The 17,005-nt window shown below is 69.9% G+C and carries 6 protein-coding genes; 4 read left to right on the top strand and 2 right to left on the bottom strand.

The genetic code is table 11. The features are described 5' to 3' along the window. Positions 1 to 4,352: 4,352 nt before the first annotated feature. Positions 4,353 to 4,823: a hypothetical protein gene (locus tag EEJ42_RS50880; RefSeq protein ID WP_184503115.1), complete on the bottom strand. Its 471-nt coding sequence runs from the start codon at positions 4,821 to 4,823 to the stop codon at positions 4,353 to 4,355. Between the two features lie 363 nt (positions 4,824 to 5,186). Between EEJ42_RS50880 and EEJ42_RS16350 the strand changes: the two genes are divergently transcribed. From EEJ42_RS16350 to EEJ42_RS16335, 4 genes are all read left to right on the top strand, one after another. Further along, complete coding sequence (locus EEJ42_RS16350) at positions 5,187 to 12,167, top strand: toprim domain-containing protein (protein WP_246096795.1); 6,981 nt, start codon at positions 5,187 to 5,189, stop codon at positions 12,165 to 12,167. A gap of 13 nt (positions 12,168 to 12,180) precedes the next feature. Beyond that, entirely contained in the window at positions 12,181 to 14,271 is a 2,091-nt protein-coding gene (locus EEJ42_RS16345) for a hypothetical protein (protein WP_123100663.1), read from the top strand. 38 nt (positions 14,272 to 14,309) lie between these two features. Continuing rightward, complete coding sequence (locus tag EEJ42_RS16340; protein WP_123100662.1) at positions 14,310 to 14,525, top strand: hypothetical protein; 216 nt, start codon at positions 14,310 to 14,312, stop codon at positions 14,523 to 14,525. Positions 14,526 to 15,027: 502 nt separating this feature from the next. After that, a complete protein-coding gene (locus tag EEJ42_RS16335; protein WP_246096793.1) occupies positions 15,028 to 15,255 on the top strand; it encodes a hypothetical protein in 228 nt (75 codons plus the stop codon). Positions 15,256 to 15,451: 196 nt separating this feature from the next. Here EEJ42_RS16335 and EEJ42_RS52850 read toward each other — a convergent pair whose 3' ends face one another. Continuing rightward, on the bottom strand, positions 15,452 to 16,849 hold the full coding sequence (locus EEJ42_RS52850; protein ID WP_123100661.1) for a RapZ C-terminal domain-containing protein: 1,398 nt from the start codon (positions 16,847 to 16,849) through the stop codon (positions 15,452 to 15,454). Positions 16,850 to 17,005 lie beyond the last annotated feature (156 nt).

The following is a 17,005-nucleotide window of genomic DNA, read 5'->3' as shown; positions in this document are numbered from 1 at the left end:
GAGGAGCCGCCGTCAGCCTTGGCCGTTGACGATGTGGCCCCGGGCTGGTCGGCAGCCCACGACGTTCCTCGCGTCCTCCCACCCGTACACAATTCTCCGGACGGATCCGGACGCCCCAACCTGCCGGGTCAGCACAGGCCCATCGGCGCAGGCACTACAGCCCCGGCGAACGGTCGTGCGGCCCCCGGGACTCCCCGCACCGCGGCGCGCAGCCCCCGCAGCACCGGCAACCAGGGGGCGGACGCCGACGCACGCGGTGACCCAGACGCACCCCCCCGCTCCACCGCGCCCGAGACCCTCGGCGACGACCTCCCCGAACGCAAGAATCCCGGAAGGCGCCCGGCGTCACCTGACTCTGCCGCAGCAGGCACTCCGCCGAAAGAAGGGACGACGGGGGAGGCCCCATCCACGCTCGGGGAACCCCCTCAGCATCCCCGGACGGATGAGAATGACGAGACCCTCTTCGCCTTCGACACCGGACTGGATGGGCAGGGCACCGCGCCACAGCAGCAAGCCGATGCCCAGCAGACGCAGCACACCACCCCCATGTCCACAGGCTTCGGGGAGGGGAGCGATGTGTCCTCAGCTCTGGGCCAGGGGCCGGAAGAGCTTGACCAAGAACGTCTCATCGCAGCTCTCATGGACGTAGCCGACCAGGCCTTCCAGTACGCGGACGAGGCAGCCAATGGAGCGGAGCGAGCTGCGGCACGGTCCTCGACCCGGGACGAGGAGCGGCTGGAGACGGCTATGCACGCCGCCCACGCGCACTGGCTCGTCGCTGAACGCCATTACGGAAGGGCGCGGGATGCACATGCCGACGGAGAGAAGTCGCGGCTGGAGTACCACGCGTCCGAGGCGGTCAGTGCAGCGGTGGCGACCCAGCGGGCGGCTGGCGTCGCCACGACCGCGGATGCCCTGAGGGAGGTTCTCGATGAGCTCAAACCGGCTGCAGAGCGAGCGCGGCTGGCGGAGTGGGATGCACGGCTGAAGGCGGAGCTCGACAGGGATCTGACCGCTGTGACACGCATGGACGCTGCCAACCGTGACCGGCTGCTAGGCGCTCGGTGGCGTGCCGAGAGTGCGGTGCCCGAACTGGGCTGGTGGCCGACTCTCGCCGCGGACATGGCTCATGCGTACCAGGGTCGCTTGTGGCTGGACGAGACCGGCACTCCGCGGCTGCTGAAGAAGACCGCTGACGGTCGCGTCGTGGCGGGGCGGAAGGTGGATGCTGAGCGGGTTGCGATGCTGCGCGCGGCCGGGTTCCTGGTGACCGGTACGAATAGTGAGACCTCGACGTCCTTGCGCCCCTCGGACATGGGGCGAGAGTCGTTGTACCTGGCGACGCTGTACCCGGAGGGGCTGCACGCTGATGAACGCGCCGCCTACGAGGCGCGGTACGAGCAGTCGCGTCGGCCGTGGATGAACAACGAGGACCGCAAGACGGCCGCGCGGCGTCTGCCGCCGTTGGACCGATACACGATGCAGGCCGCCGGTGAGAAGCCGGTGCTGCTGGAGGATGGCCAGGTCCCTCAGATCAGCACGGAGGATGCCGCACGGCATGCTGACATGGCGGAGTTGGCGCAGCGGCTCGGGCGCTGGGCGGCGATGAGCCATGGCGAGAACTTCGACGTCATCCAAGCCCCCGGCACGGGTGGGGCCCAGGAGCCGGCAGCGTTGGCCGGTGAATTGGGTCAGGACGACGTCGGCGAGGACGAGCGTGCACCTGCGGCGCCCTCGAGTGAACTGCCGCCGCCGGGCCAGAACGCTCCGCTGGCGGGCACAACCTCTTCCACCACGACTCCCGATGAGGCGAGCGAAGGAACACCTCCCACTGCAGACAACCCAGCCGCACTGGGCCTGTTCAACCCCGTTGTCGAGACAGCCGCGCCACCGCCTCACAAGCCGTCCGGGGAGACAGCCGCGCCCCCACCGACCACCCCGCTGGCCCGCGACTGGGCCCTTGCCCTGGCCGACGTGGGCGCCCCGCACAGCGAGGAGGCGGCGGCGGCCGCCTGGGCCCTGCGCGGTGTGCTGGCGGACAACGTCCTCATCGCCCTCATGGCCGCGCTGGACGACGACGATGCCTTCGCCCGCTGGAAGAGCCGGCACATGCGCTACTACGGCGAGGGGACGGGACGCGTCAACAAGGACCTCGCCCCCGGTGGCAGCGTTAGCCACAAGTACAGCGCCAAGCACTTCGAGGCGCGGATCGGCGACCACAGGGTCAAGATGACGTGGGACCGCATCCGAGCCTGGCTGCGCGAAGCCACCACCCCCGAAGCGCTCAGCCTGCTGCAGGCCGCCGAAGAGGCGGGCGCCCGCCTGCGGGGCGGCAGCCACGGCGACTCCCTGCTCGCGGCCACCGGAGAACTGGCCCTGGCCCGCGACCTGCGTGCCCAGGTCAAGCGGCTGACCACGCAAGTCCTCGACCACGTCGTGCAGTTCATGGCGACGACGCCGGTGCCCACCGGACGCCGCGGCAAGCCCTCCGCCCGCGCGGCGGCCGGCACCTCCCTCTTCGATCAGAACGAAGCACCCGCCTTCGAGCTGCCCGGGGCGGATCAGGTCCGCGCCGACCTGGACCGCCTGATCGCTTACCTGCCCGACCCGCGTGCGGACAGGGAACCCGAGACCGTCCCCCTGTCCGCGCTCAGGACGGGCATGGTTCTGGACCGGGACGATACACCCGTCGTGATCACGGAGATCACCCATCATCCCGGGCGCTGCGACATCGTCGGCGAGTTCCGCGGACCGATCCGGCCCGCCCTCATCGAGCACAGCGTCGAGCTGACGGGCCAGGACTCCGATCCGCTTATCCCGCTCGCACCCCTGCTTCCCTCCCTGCACGAGCTGACCGGCCGGGCGGCCAGCGGAGACGGCAGTACGGCACCGGAAGAAGACCGCTCTGAGCTCCCGACGCCCCAGACACCAGGGGCCCTGGACGGCGACACCGGACGCGAGACCGCCGCGCCCCCGGACGGCGCCAGCGAGCCCGGCGATGAAGTCCCCGAGATGGAGGGATGGTCTGGCGACGCGCCCTCTGCGCTGGCCGAGCCGCCCTCGGCCGTGTCCTGGGACGACGACGAGGTTCCCTCGGCGCCCCTTGAGCGGCCCGGGCCGCAGGACGATTCCGCCACCAGTGCGGCGCCAGCCGAGGCCGAGACTGGTGAGACGAGCGAGGCCCCGGCCGTCGTGCCGGGCCCTGAATCCACGGCGGCCGCCGATGTCGATGCGCCCGAGAGCACGAAAGCAGAGGAGGAAGGACAGCTCGACATCTCCCCCTCCGAGATTCCGGAGCCCGCCGCACGCGAGCGGATCCCCGGCGCCGGTCCGGAGCGGACACACACACCGACCACCACACCGCTCGCCGAGGCCGAGGAAGCGCTCACCGCCGCGGAGACCATCCGCAGCCACCTTCACCGCAGAAGCACCACCAGCGCCCTGCTCCAGGTGCGCGAGGCATGGGACACAGCCCGGTCGCACTACGAAGCCGGTCGGCTCACCGAAGGGGATGCACACCTCGCCACGGCCCGAAGCCACGCGATCCTGGCCCGAGCCCAAGAGAACGCGCATGCTGACTTCAAGCCCCTCAAGGACGCCGTGCGCCGGTTCCACGACGCGGCGGACGAGATCCTCTACCCCAGCGGTGCGGGATGGCGACCTGCCGTGGGCGATATCGTCCGCTCCAGGCACCTGTACGTGCCCGACTCGGACGGCTTCCGGGAGAAGGTCGTGGCCATCGAGGACGGCGGCATCCGTGTCCAGTCCGCCTCGACCGGAGACAACGTCACCCTGCTGCAGCCCACCGACCTCGGGCCACACGGTGATCTCACCTGGGAGGAGCAGCCCTTCCGCGCTCCCGGCCAGCCGAGGGCATCGGGCCGCGAGCGGCGGGCGCGCCTTGCGCTTGCCCCGGAGGCGGCAACGGACGCCCCCGCGCCAGCGTCGGCTAAGACCTCCAGCACGGCCCAGGCGCAGGCCTCCGCCGGGCAATCGGACATCATGGACCCAGCGGCGACCGGGACCTTTGAACATCCCCCTCGGCAGGGGGGCGACGACGGAGCCGACACCTTCGCTGGTGAAGCGGCGCCAGAGCGAACACAGCCATGGGACCAGCCAAGGGAATCCCCTGAGCCGCGGGCATCTGAAGACGAGAACGAGTACGGGCGGGGACGCTATGTGCCCTGGGGGTGGCCCGTCGCTCAGGGAATGGCCAGAGCTACTGACGAGGCGAAGGCCCAACCTCGNCCAGAGCTACTGACGAGGCGAAGGCCCAACCTCGGGGATCCTCCGATCCCCCAGTGTTCCCCGAAGCGGTGCCCAGCAAGATCAAGACCGGTCAGCTGACCGAGTCACAACTCATACGCCGTCTCCTCAGCCTGGACGAATACCTCGCCCGCTGGCGCGCGGCCGAACCGGCAGACGCCCCCAGGACGAAGAAGGCACGCGACAACTACGCAAAGCGCATCTACTCCCTCGTACATCGCTATCAGGACGTCCTTGATGAATTCGACGACCGAGAGGCGCAGCGCAGGAACATCGCCGAAGGCCGCCCTCCGGGCCCGGGCGAGGTTCTGTTCGGAGAACTGGTAGCTGGAGACCGCGTCCTCGTCCCCGTTCACGGGCAGGAAGAACCGGTTCCCTGCACCATCAAGCGGCGGAGTCCTGAGGGCTCTGGGGTCGTCGGGCTCGACACCACGGATGGCTACCGGTACGAGAACAGGTACATGCCCGTACGGCGGGCCGACGCCACACAGATCAACGACCGCCGCGACGGCAACCAGTTCCTGTCGAACTTGGAGAAGGAATACCATCTCCTCCAACGTTGGCTCATCCGGCACCCACACGACGCAGAAGGCCGCGATGGAATACGGGCGCGCGCCATACATCTGTTCGACTTGATCACTGGTGATCCGAAATTCTCAGGCACGCTGCCCTCCTTGCCCACGGCGGAAGCCGAAAGCAGGCAGCCAGCGCAGCCCTCAACCGACACCATGCAGCCAGGCGCCCACGAACAGACCTCGTTGTTCTCTGATCCGAGGACCGAGTCGGCCCCGGCGCACACCACAGCAACGGATGAGACCGCCGCAGCGACAAGTGACCCGCTCCCGCGCTACTCCAAAACACGCAAGCAGATTCTCAACGAGATCGCACGCGGCAACATCACCGAAGTCGACGGCGTGTTCATGCAAAGAGTTCCCCGGCGCTTCGTCCGCCAGGCCAGCTCTCCGCAGCGCATCAGCGATGTCCTGAACGAGGGGTTGGCAGACCGCGCGGGCGAGCAGATCCAGCTCTCCGAGCGCGGCTTCGCCTGGTACACCCACCACAATCTCACCCTGCCCGCAGTTCCCCGGGACACCGAGACCGTCGAACAGGCGCCCCTGCCGCCCATCGACTACGCGCCCCTGGGCGTCCTTCCGGTACCCGGCGAAAACGGAGAAGCCCCCCGGCCACCCGTCCCTGTGTCACTGCCAGCTGACTGGCACACGAGAATTGGCGGGGACAGCGAGGAGAGCATCGAGGACGCCTACGCCATGGCGGCCGATGCCGCTGACCGAGCCTCACGTTCCACGGCCCGCGACCTCGCAGACCTTGCGGCAGGCCCCGACCACGCGTACTGGACACACCAGTATCCGCTGGCCCAGTACGACGAGAACGCCGCCGCCGCGCTGGAAGATTTGACCGACCCCGTCACACACGGGTACACGACCCAGGCCGTACTGCACCTGCGCGCCGCGCTGGAGGAGGCGGGCAAGAAGGCAGCGGACCACTACGTGCAGAACGTCCGCAACCCGCAGTGGAAGACCGCTAAGGGGGTGCAGGCGGACGACGTCCATAGCGACCAGGCACGGGGCATTGTCATCACCTACCTCCTCGCGGTCCGCGAACACGCCGAGGAACACGGTCTGGATGCCGACGCCATCGTCAACGTGCTGGAGGACGCTGCCGGATGGACGGGCGAGCTGCGCAAGCTCGGCAACAAGGAGATCAAGGTCCCGCATCTGCCCGCAGCGGAGAGCATTGCCGAGGCCGCCCAGCACGTGGCCAACGCCCTGCGTGAGTACGCGTTGGGTGAGACGGACACGGTCGACACGTTGGCCGACCGCCGGAAGACATGGCGCGCCGTCGAACCCCGTCCGTTCCCTGCCGTACGCGACGCCGCTGAAGAACACGACCAAGAAGTCGCTGGCGGCGCCCAGACCGATGGCGAGGCGCCGCCAGCCCCGGCCACTGTCCGGTCCGACCAGGCCAGGCCCACTGCCGAGACCACTGCGCCCGCACCTGAGCAGGTGGAAGAAGGCGCGGCACTTGATCAGCTGGCCGCCGGGCCGGAAGCATCGGACGCCGACGACGTAGGCGCACAGGTGATGCCATCCGCCAACGACGGCACCGCTGCCGGGGCTGGAGCGTCGGCCCAGACCGCGGCCGACGACAGCACCCACACCCGGCAGGCTGAGCGCCAGGATCCGGCCCAGGAACAGGCCGTGCGGCACCAACCCGGGACCGGCGAGCAGACGTTGGAACAGCCGCCGGAGGCTCGCACCGGGCAAGTCCGCCCCGAGGCTCCCCTCGCTCCGGCACCGGCCCCGGCGATCGAAGTCGGTACCGCCCCGGTGCCGCCAACCCTCGAGGGGCCGGCAACCGCCATGCCCGCCCCCACCGACATCACCCCAGCTGTCCCCGGGCCCGTGCCGGAGGAGAGGGCGCCGGAGGACGGCCCCGACAGCACCGCCTCGCTCGCCGAGACCGCGCCCGCACCCACTGGCGCGGACGAGGAGCCCGGCACCGAGCCGGATGCACCGGCAATGGAGGCTGCCAGCACTGCCGCGCCCGGCGGCCAGCTGGAGAGCTCCACCCCCGAATCCGAAAACCGCCCGTCGCGCCCACCAGCCGCCGTACGTGAGGAGGGCACCATGGGCACCAGTGCTCCGCCGAGCGCGGCCGCAGCTGAAGAACCTGCCGCCCCTGACCACACCGTCGCCCCAGCCGCGCCGTTTGACCTGGAGTCCGCTGCGCCCTACCCGGACCCCGCTGCGTATGCCGTCGCCCACGAGGCCCTGCTGACCGAGCTCAACCAGCACAAACAGTGGCTTGCGCGCACCCCGGCGGCACAGGAAGCAGCAACCGCCCTGACCGATGCCAGCACCCTCCGCCCTCCCGGCTTGACCGCTCTGCTCGCCTTGCAGGATGCCCTCGACCCGGGCACCGACGGCGGCAACCAGCCCACACACCTGGTACAGCAACTGGGCCACCACATCCGGTGCGCACAACTGACCATGGCCAAGTTCGTCCTCGGCCAGGCCGAGGGCAGTACCAACACCGCACGGCTGCGCGAGCTGCGCCAGCTCGCCTTCCAGGGCCGATTCATTGCCTTCCCCCAGCAGACCGTGGACGGCGAGATGGAGCTGGGCCAGTACCTCCAGCACCGTGATGAGCAGGTCACCCAGCAGTCCGTCGGCACACAGGACCCCGCCGAGCAGGCACCCGAGACGGCAGAGGAGGCCACCACGATGGCTGTGGACCCGGATGACGACGACCAGCTGCCCATCTTCGAGCTTCCTGGGGAGGGGGGCATCATGACCGCCCAGGAGGCCGCGCTGCGCCTCCTCGCCCAGGCACAGGCCCACCTGGCCGACGGTAACCCGGACGTCTCGCCCCTCGCCCACATCCACGGCAATCCGGTCTACGCACGGGTCGACCAGGCCGGGACATCCGCACCAGTGCTCCTACTCGGGCTCGCTTCCAAGGACGAAGGGGGGAGTGCGCGGGCCGTCACCATCCCGGGGGACGCGCTCGCGGTGGTCGCCCCGGAGACGCTGTTGACGGCGGTCACCGCGTGGATGAACGCGAGCGACAACGGCGCCCGCCCGCTCCTGGACTACGCCCCCTCCGCACCAGCGCCGCCCCCCGGGCTCCCAGCGCCGGACCGCAATCAGCCGACCCCGACCGAGACGGTGGAGCCCGGGCCCGCGACCGCGACCGCTGCGACAACCGCTGCACCGTCTGCGACCGGACCGCAGAACTCCCAGGGACTGGCCGAGCTTCCTGCTCCCGCTGCCCCGGCGACCGTGACTGCGCCGGAACCCGCAGCGCAGCCCACCACGAATGCGGCGGCCACGCCCCCTGCCAGGGAGACCCCCGCGGCACCGGACGCCGACGCCGCGGAAGAACCGAGGCAGACAGCGGCGCCCCTCAGTGCAGGTTCCTCCTCGCCCCAGGCCGACTCTGCCGCGGTCCCCGACGGAGACCAGCGGCAGGAACAAGGCAGCGCCCAGCAGGAAGAAAGCGCCCCCGCGGCCCCCACTCAACGGCCCACACCCGCCCAGGCCGACCCCGTCGACCAGCTCACGGCCCTGGCCCGCTCCGCCCTCACCGACCTCGGCATCACCCTGGAGGCAACGGGCGTCCTCACCGCCAACCGCACCGTCGTGATCACCTTGGAGACCAGCGGCAACGTCGACCGCGACCGTGAGATAGCGAACAGCCTCCGCCCGGCTCTGCACCAGGCGATCCGCGAGCACCCTGACCAGGGCCTGGCCGCCTACCGCATCGACTTCCAGCACACCACCCAGCCGGGCCAGGGCTCCCTGCACGACGCCCCCAGCGCGCAGCCGGCTCCGGTGCCGCGCGAACGGCTCATCGCCGCCAACAACGCCGCCGCGAAGATCTTCGCCGAGCGGCTGCGAAGCGATCCGAACGCCGAACTCTCCCGCACCTACCTGGCCCAGGAGCGGCAGCTTCCCGCCGAGGTGCAGCAGGAATGGGGCCTGGGCTACGCGCCCTCCGACCGTGGCGCCGGCCGCTGGGACCTGCTGGTCCGCGAGCTCACGGCCCAGGGCTTCACCAAGGACGAACTCCTGAAGGCAGGCCTCGCCAGGCAGAGCAAGCGCGGCACGCTCATCGACTACTTCGACGACCGCATCATGTTCCCGATCCACGACGCCAACGCAGACATCGTCGGCTTCAGCGGCCGACGTGTCGACAGGCCAGGGGAAACGGAGGAGGAGGCCGATCAACGGCAGAGCCCGAAGTACCTCAACACCCCGGACACAGCGCTGTTCCACAAGGGCGACCACGTCTTCGGCCTCTACCACCCAGCGCAGGCGGAAGCCCTGGCCTGGAGCAACGGGCCCCGCGTCAGCGTCGAGGGATACACCGACGTGATCGCCCTAGCACGCGCAGCGAAGACTGTCCCGATCGCACGGCGCCCCGTGGCGGGCGCTTTCATGGGCACCGCCCTCACCGAACGCCAGCTCACCGCGCTGCGCGCCCTCGACACGGACAATCCGCGTCCCCACATCCTGTTCCAGGACAACGACTCCAGCGGCCGCAGGGTCCTGCTCAACAAGTACGAGCTCCTCCTGCATCCCACCGACCCGCCGACGGTCACCACCTCCCCTGATGCCAAAGACGCAGCGAAGCTGTGGGAAGAGGGCACCAAGGCCACCGGCGACGGCGTAACCCCGGTGCTGCGCGCCCTGGAGCAGCGCCAGCCTCTCCTCGACGCCGCCGTAGAGGCCGTCCTGATCAAGAACGCGGACGAACGCGAACGTGCCGACCACGCCTTCGATACCTCGACGATCGAGGGGTTCCTCCGTACCCGAACCATCGCCGCAAAAGTTGCACGCTACATCCGCCAGTCAGTGCAACTGCAATCACCTGGCGACACCTCGGCACTGGAACAGGCAGCCGTCACCTGGGCGAAGCGACTGCACCAGGCATGGAAAATCCCCGGGCCCCTGGCTGCCACCGCCGTACTGCTTGGACCCGGCAACCATGACCCGGACTACGAAGGCGAGGTCTACCAGCATGCGCTGGACCTGCTCGCCGCCGACCCTGACGGCTACTTCGCCGACGACATCACCGTGCTTACCCGCGGCTCCGCTTTCTCCGCCGACACCGACACACCCCAAACGCCCCCCAAGCCGCCCGGCGCAGTGGCACCCGGGCCCACCGACAGCGCACCCGCCGCCACCGCACCCGGACGGTGGCCCGCGGGAACACGCGCGAGTGGCCCAGTGACGCCCACCGGCACGGCCGCCCCCGCCCGCGGGGAGTTGGCGCTGAGCATGTTCCTGCCCTCACCGGTCGACGGACAGCCGGTCGAGCACACCGACCGTACTACCGCCGCGGACGCCCTGCGCACCGCCGTGCACGAACGCCTGGGCCAGCACAGCGCCGAAAGCCCCGAGCCCGACCGGCTGCCCCAGCCCTTGAAGCTGGGCACCATCCACGGCGTCGACCTGAGCACGTCCGGAGACGACCAGACCGGTGAAGACCCCACCGTCGTGGTGTGGCTGGGCCCTTCCCGATCCGACTCGCTGCGCCTGTCCTACAGCCGCCTCGCCGAGATGACCGGCCCGGAACTGCTCGCCGCGATCGAGTGGCGCGCCGCCCAGGCGCCTGGACTGCTTGGCACCCCCCTGAGCCAGACCTGGCGGGATGCGGTGCGCAGCATCCTCCCGCCTCAGTTCCCCGCCCAGCCGACCCCCGCCCAGCTCGCCGACCTCCTCGACACGATCGCCCAGAGCCCCGACAGCAGCGAGGAGCGGATCCGGCACCGCGCCGAACAGGCCATCGACCTGTACACCACCGGACACGCTGACCGCGCGCTCACTCACCTCGCGGCCAACGACCACATCTGGGTCCTGCGCAACGACGGCTCCTGGATCCAGGAAGAGGCCAACGGCACCGAGCTGACCTGGGACGAACTCGACAACGGATTCAGCCAGGAGGCAGCCGAGCTCGACGACATCGCCCAGGCCGCCGCTGAGCTCCCGCCCGGTGATCCAGTACCGATACCGGTCGACCTCACCGTCGCCCACCACAGCGCGCATGAAGCCCTTGCTGTGCTCCGCCCGTATTCCATCGGCCTGCCCAACACCATCTACGAGAAGATCACCGACCTCGTAGCCCAGATGGACGCAGGCGAGCCCGCCCTGCGCCGGCTGCGCGGTCCGGACGGCAAGCAGCTGATGAACAGGGCCAAGAGCTGCTTCGTCCGCGCCCTCGAAGGGCTGGCCACCGTCGCCGCCAAGATCCGGCTCACCGGCCTGAGCACCCGCCTGGAACGCACCGTCGCGCGCCTGCGCGGCCAAGACCCGGCAATCCTGCCCGTCGAGCGCGCCGTGCGCACCGACCGGCGCATGCAGGACCTCGCCCACATCGAACGCGACCTTGAACGGCGCATGGCCGCGCCCATAGTCAAAACGCCTATCGAGGAACGTGTCGCGGCCCGGCTGGCGGAAGAACCGGGCGCCGATCCGGAACGCGAACTCCAAATCTGGAAGGAAGAACGGGGCAGGGAACTCGATGAGCGAGGCAAACTCCAGGAGCAGTGGATCATCAACCGGGCCCGCTGGCGCGCCCGCTACGAGCAACTGACCGGCCTGCCGCCGGAGTCGGAGTTCCTGCCTGACAACGGCCTGGTCGCCGGTGCCCCGCCTGTCCCGAACCTGGTCGTCGCCCACGACCTTCTGCTGGATCGGTTGGACAGGCGTGTCGCCGAACTGCGGGACACCGACCCACACACCGGAGAGGAGTCCAACCCCTATGACCCCACCGCCGACCTTCTCAACGGCGTGGCCTGGGCCTACCAGCAGCGCCTGATCGGGACCGTGCCCCTGGGAGCGGACCCGCAAGGCCCCATCCCCCCGGCCCAGTTGCGGCAGGCCGCGCTGACGGTCACCTCCCACCGGAACGCCTCCCCGCTCACGCTCCGGCGCTCGATGAACGTCACGGCCGAGCGTGCCGACCGCCTCCTGCACCGCCTGGAGGAACAGCAGATCCTCGGCCCCTACCGCGCCGATGCTCCCCGGACGGTCCTGGCACGCCCCTCCGACATCGACATTCTGCTCGCCCGGCCGGCCACTCCTCCTGCCCTGCGTAAACCGGCTACCGAACCGGCGCCCGCGCCAGCCGCCCCGAGCCCAGCACCCGACGGGGCGGATCCCGGCGAACTCGATGAGGCCTTGATCCACAAGATGGTCAGCAAGATCCTCGCCGAGCAGCAAAAGCGCAACGGGCCCCGCGGCGAGCCGGACCCGGCCGACAACGCGGCGCCCGCATCCCGCTTGCGGAAGAACCTGCGCAAGTCGCACCCGGAAGCCGAGGCGAACGCCCTCGCAGCCGGCCAGCCCACCTCACTCGCACCCAGCCAGACCTGACGCGGAGATCTCGATGACCACACCAGCCCCCCTGCAGACCGAACCCAACATGCTCAAGCTGTCCACCGACGCCCCGGCAGCCGTGACGGCAGAGGAGCTCGAGCGATACGCGCGCCTGGAAAACCTCCAGAGCGGCCTGCGCCGCGCGCGTGCCCTGGGCCAAGTGGCTAAGCCGCCCCCGGCGGGCCCCCGCGATCTGACCGGCATCTCCGCCGCCATGACCACCGCGAAGATCAACCAGGGCTACTACTGGCACGTACCCAGCTGGCACGCCCTCCGCGACATCCCCGAGCAAGTCGACGACGCACTCTCCCGTCTCAACGAGCAAGCAGAAACAAACCCCAAGACCGCGATCCACGCGGCCAAGATCACTACCTTGGCCGCGAGCCTCATCGCCCGGCACGCCGCCAAGGTCAGCGCCGTCCTCGACGCCGGGGGGCAGCGCGAGACACCAGGTGGGCGGGCCATGCGCGTGCTCACCCGCGTCGCCGAAGCCCACGCACTCCAGGCCTCCGGTCTCGACTCCGTACAGGCGCTGGACACCCCGCGCCTACTCATCGCCCACATCCACAAGCTCAACAAGGAACTGCGCCGGGCCCAGCCTGACGACCCCGAGCAGGACCTCGGTCTGGACGACCCTGACGACCCGGAACTCGACAGCGCGTTGTCCATCGGCGCGGCCGCCGACCCGGAACTGGCCGAAGCCTCCCAGCTGATGACTGCCCTGAGCGAGCTGGCTGGCCGCGGACGCCGCGCCGGTCACCGCCTCACCCTCGATGTACGCCTGCACGGCATGGTGGAGACCGCGCAGCTCCGCGGCTTCGAGATGATCTCGGGGATCGCGCGGGCCGTCATGCGCCGCTACGACAACCAGGGCCAAGGCACCTCCGGGGGCCGCAATATCGCTGCGACGATCTACCACTACGCAGAGCAGCGCCTGGAACGCATGCGCGGCGTTCTCGACACGGACGAACAGCGTGATTTCGGTCACTATGAGACCGACCCTCCCAAGCGGTACATGGATGCGCTTCTCGAGGAATCACGCACCGCAAATTGGGCACTGCGCGACAAGGACATCACGCCCCAGGAACGTATGGACCTGCAGATCCGAGTCCTCCTCGCCAGGAAGAAGATCACCGTCGCAAGGGGCATACAGGACTGGGGCACCCAGGCCACCTTTCCCCCCAGTGACATTGTGGGGATGCAGACCGACCGCCCGGTGGAGGCACGCCTCGACCTCATCGACGCGTTGCGCCGCCGGGTGGAGAACAACCCCTTCCACGATGACGCCCCGTTCCTCAACGAAGTCAAAGACCGGCTTGCGCAGGAGCTCGCCGGACCGCCCGAACTCACGGCCCAGGCCCTGGAAGCCGACCTCCAGGCCGACCAGGTCCGAGCCGTGGCCGCGCACCTGGTCGAACGAGGCACGGTCGCTTCGCCGCTTGTGCTGAGCGAGACCGCCGAGCTAGACCTCAGCCATGCGCAGGCGGAGCGGGCCCTGGACGTGCTCCAGACCCTCAACGTGGTGGGACCGCCCAACGGCCTCAAGCCGCGCGAAACCCTCACCGCCTCCCGCGACCAACTGCCCAGCCAACTGCAATTGCTTGAGGAGCGCCTGCCGAACCTGCTCGAAATACAGAAGGGCGCCGCAGCGGTGGCCGCGTTCTCGGCGCCGACGGCCCCGACCACGGCGGCGCAGCCGGAAACTGCCCCCGCGGCTGAGGCCCCCACCGCGGCCGAGCCCGAGCAGACGCAGGCACCGGCCGCACCTCCGCCACCTGCACCCGCCGAGCCGGCCCCGGCGGCCAAGGCGAAGCTTCCGCGCAGGGACAAGTCAGTCGAGCGCCGCGGCCCGAGCAACCTCGGCACCCGGCGGCCCACCCCCGCCGTGGAAACCCCGAGCGACCCCGACCTCGCCAAGCTGCTGGAAGGACGGGAGGACCAGCTCAAGAAGGTGAGCCAGAGCCTCATCACTGGCAAGGAAGTCCGCGCCGCCGACCATCCAGCCCCCGCCGAGGCCGCACCCGCCAAGCCCACCCCCACGGACGAGGCACAGCACAACGCCCGGCAGGTCCAGCAGGGCGCCGGCGTCGGCGTGCGCTGACCACCGATATACAAACCGGACACGAGAGGACACGTTGCATGGCAGACAAACAGCACGACGAGCACACGCGACAGGCGCAGCTGCGCCATCTTGAGGAGGACCGCCGCACGAGGAAGGCCACCGAGGACCTTCGGCGACAGCAGCAAGAACGCCAAGCCCCTGACGAGGAGTGCCAGACCCAGACTCAGACGCGGCCCGCCGAGGGACCGAACTACGCGGAGTTGCCCCGACCCTCCTACACCCGCATCCGCTGATCGGGGGCGGCCGGGTCGGGCTCGCAGCGTACGGTCCAGCCCGGTCGCCCCGCCCGCGCATCATCTCTCAGGCACGGTTCCGCGGCCCGGCGCCGTCACTCATCGGGCGACGCCCTCGTAGGCGTCAAGAGCCCGCGCATGGCGTGGGCCGGGCCGCTCACGCAGCTCCTTGGCGAGCTGGTCGGACAGCGAGGCGCCCGCCGGACCCGGGCCCGCGCCAGCGGCGCTGCGCTCGACGTTGCGGGACTACCAGGCACCCGGCCTGCCCTGGCTTGCACAAGTATGGCCTCGGCTGGCCTCGGCGGCTGCCTCACCAACGCCATACTGCTTCCGCCGATGCACTGGTCGGGTGTTGCCACGAAAATCTACCGCAACGAGTGTGCGGTTCCGACCCTGCCACCGCCGTCCCGGCCCTTTCCACGACGCTGACTTCCCCGTGTGAAGTGGCCTGCAAGGCTCCGGAACGCATGAAGGCCCGTACCAGGCGGATTAAGATCCCGCCGTGAGTGACATCGACAGATTGATCAAACTGCAGCGCGAGTCCGACACCGAGCACGCCGAGCTGGCCGGGCTGGTAGGCGAGAAGCACCGCGAGCAGTGGAAGCGGTGGCGTGAGGCTGCCGAAGCGGTACAGACCGCGATCACCGAGGCGGCGGGTGAAGACGAGAACCGGTACGAGCTGGAAGCGCGGGTGAAGAAGGCCGCCCGGCACCCGGAGCTTGAGGGCTGACCTTTCTCCGCCTCGCCGGTTAGCTCAGCGGAGCGTCCTGGCGAAAGAGGTAGGTACCGACCGTGGCCACCCCGGGCAGGCCGAGCGCGAGATACGGCGGCGCAGCAGGTCCGCTGGTTCCGACGTGGGCGCCTCGGAAACACGAAAGGGCCCGTTCACCGGCGATCCGAAGATCATCGGTGAACGGGCCCTTTCCTCAGAGCGGTTGGCCGAGGGCGTCGCGTAGCTCGCCGTCGGGACCGCGGCGCGGCTCCATGTGTGCGCGGTCGTCCGCTTCCTGGGCCTGGGCAAGCATTGCCTGGTATTCCTGCCGTACGTACGCCCGGGACCCGCTGGCTGTGTTCCACGTGGGGGAGTCCGGTCCGAATGGCCCGGCGACGTGGTCTTCGTCGTGCTCCCGGTCCCATGTCAGGAGGGTGTGCGCAGCCTGGGTGGCCAGTGTGCTGCCGTGGTTGACCTGGGCGGCGGAGACGTTGCCGAGGTACCAGCCCTCCTCTTGCCGGTGGGCGGTCCGGTCGCGCAGGGCGGCCCTGCGGAGCAGGAGCCGCCGGTGGTCGACGCTGGGTACGGACGGGCCGTTTCCGGTGAGCGCGGCCGTGGCGCGGTCGTTGATGTCGTTGGCGAGCCGCTGCAGCTCAGCCTCCTCGTCCGCGAGGGGCGGAGCGCCGAGGTATGCGGCCAGGTAGTTCGGCCCCTCAGGCACAGGTGCGGGTGTTTCCCACGGTTCCCAGGAGGCTGCGCATCCGCTGCAGGTGAAGCTCGCGACGTCCGCGCCGCCGCTGGGGTAGCGCAGGGTGGTGACCTCCAGACTGGTGCCGTGGCACTGGGGGCAGCGTACTTCCGGGTTGGTCAGCCCGCCTTCGGGCTGGGTGTCGGCGATGTGCTTGCCTTGTGCGATGTGGGTGAGCGGCCGGTAGGCCTGGTTCCAGGGGCCGAGGATCAGCGTTTGGGGACAGGACATGGGCTGGGTGAGTGCGGTGGCGGTGTCCGGGTGGAGGAGGACCAGGCCAACGCGGTCCCTGTGCTGGCCGGCGGAAGTCACGCGGGCCCGCTCGACGCCTGCCGGGATTTGAACGGCGAGGTCGTCATCCTCGGTCCACGGCGCCGGTTCCTTGAGCGCCACGAGCATCCGTGTGAAGGCCGCCACGATGGGCCGGTCTCCGGGATACGGCTCGCCGGGGCTGTGATCGCAGCAGCTTCGCCGCGGTTCCTTCTCTGGGGCCTGCTGCTGGACATCGGGCAGGTGGGCGTGCCGGTGGCTGATCGCGATGTCGAGGCCGCGTTCACGGAGTCGCTGGCCGAGGAGTTCGACCAGTGCGCTGGCCCGGTGGCGGCTGTCGGTGCATCCGACCGCGATGCTCGTCGGGGCGCAGGACGTCGCGTACTGGGTGAGGTTGTCGAGCAGTGCGCGGGCGCCGGGTGTGGCGAGGACGAGGTCCTGGACATGAGGGGTGAGGCCGGTGAGGTGGTGGATGTCGTGGGCGGCGGCTGGTTGGTGTAGCTGCTCGCGTACGTCCTCGACTCGGTCGGCGGCCGGGGGCGGGGCACCGTGCAGGTGGAGGTATCCGAACGAGGTCAGGGTGGTGGGTGGCAAGGCAGTTGGCTCCTGGTGGATAGCAGGCCGCCGGGCGCCCGTCGCGGGGACCCGGCGGCCTGGCTGGTCATGGTGGGATGTGGCCGTTCAGCGGCGGCATAGCAAGCGGCGGAAGGGCCGTCGGTGCGGTGGTGGTGTTCTGGCGATGAGGGCTTC

This window comes from Streptomyces botrytidirepellens, from assembly GCF_003721215.1.
GTDB classification, from domain to species: Bacteria; Actinomycetota; Actinomycetes; order Streptomycetales; family Streptomycetaceae; genus Streptomyces; species Streptomyces himastatinicus.
The sequence above is the reverse complement of the archived record's forward strand: the minus strand, read 5'-3'. Positions and strand labels throughout refer to the sequence as shown.

Coding starts and splice junctions, on each gene's coding strand:
- EEJ42_RS16350 (WP_246096795.1), top strand. CDS start 5,187: ATGCAAAGAGTTCCCCGGCGCTTCGTCCGCCAGGCCAGCTCTCCGCAG.
- EEJ42_RS16340 (WP_123100662.1), top strand. CDS start 14,310: ATGGCAGACAAACAGCACGACGAGCACACGCGACAGGCGCAGCTGCGC.
- EEJ42_RS16345 (WP_123100663.1), top strand. CDS start 12,181: ATGACCACACCAGCCCCCCTGCAGACCGAACCCAACATGCTCAAGCTG.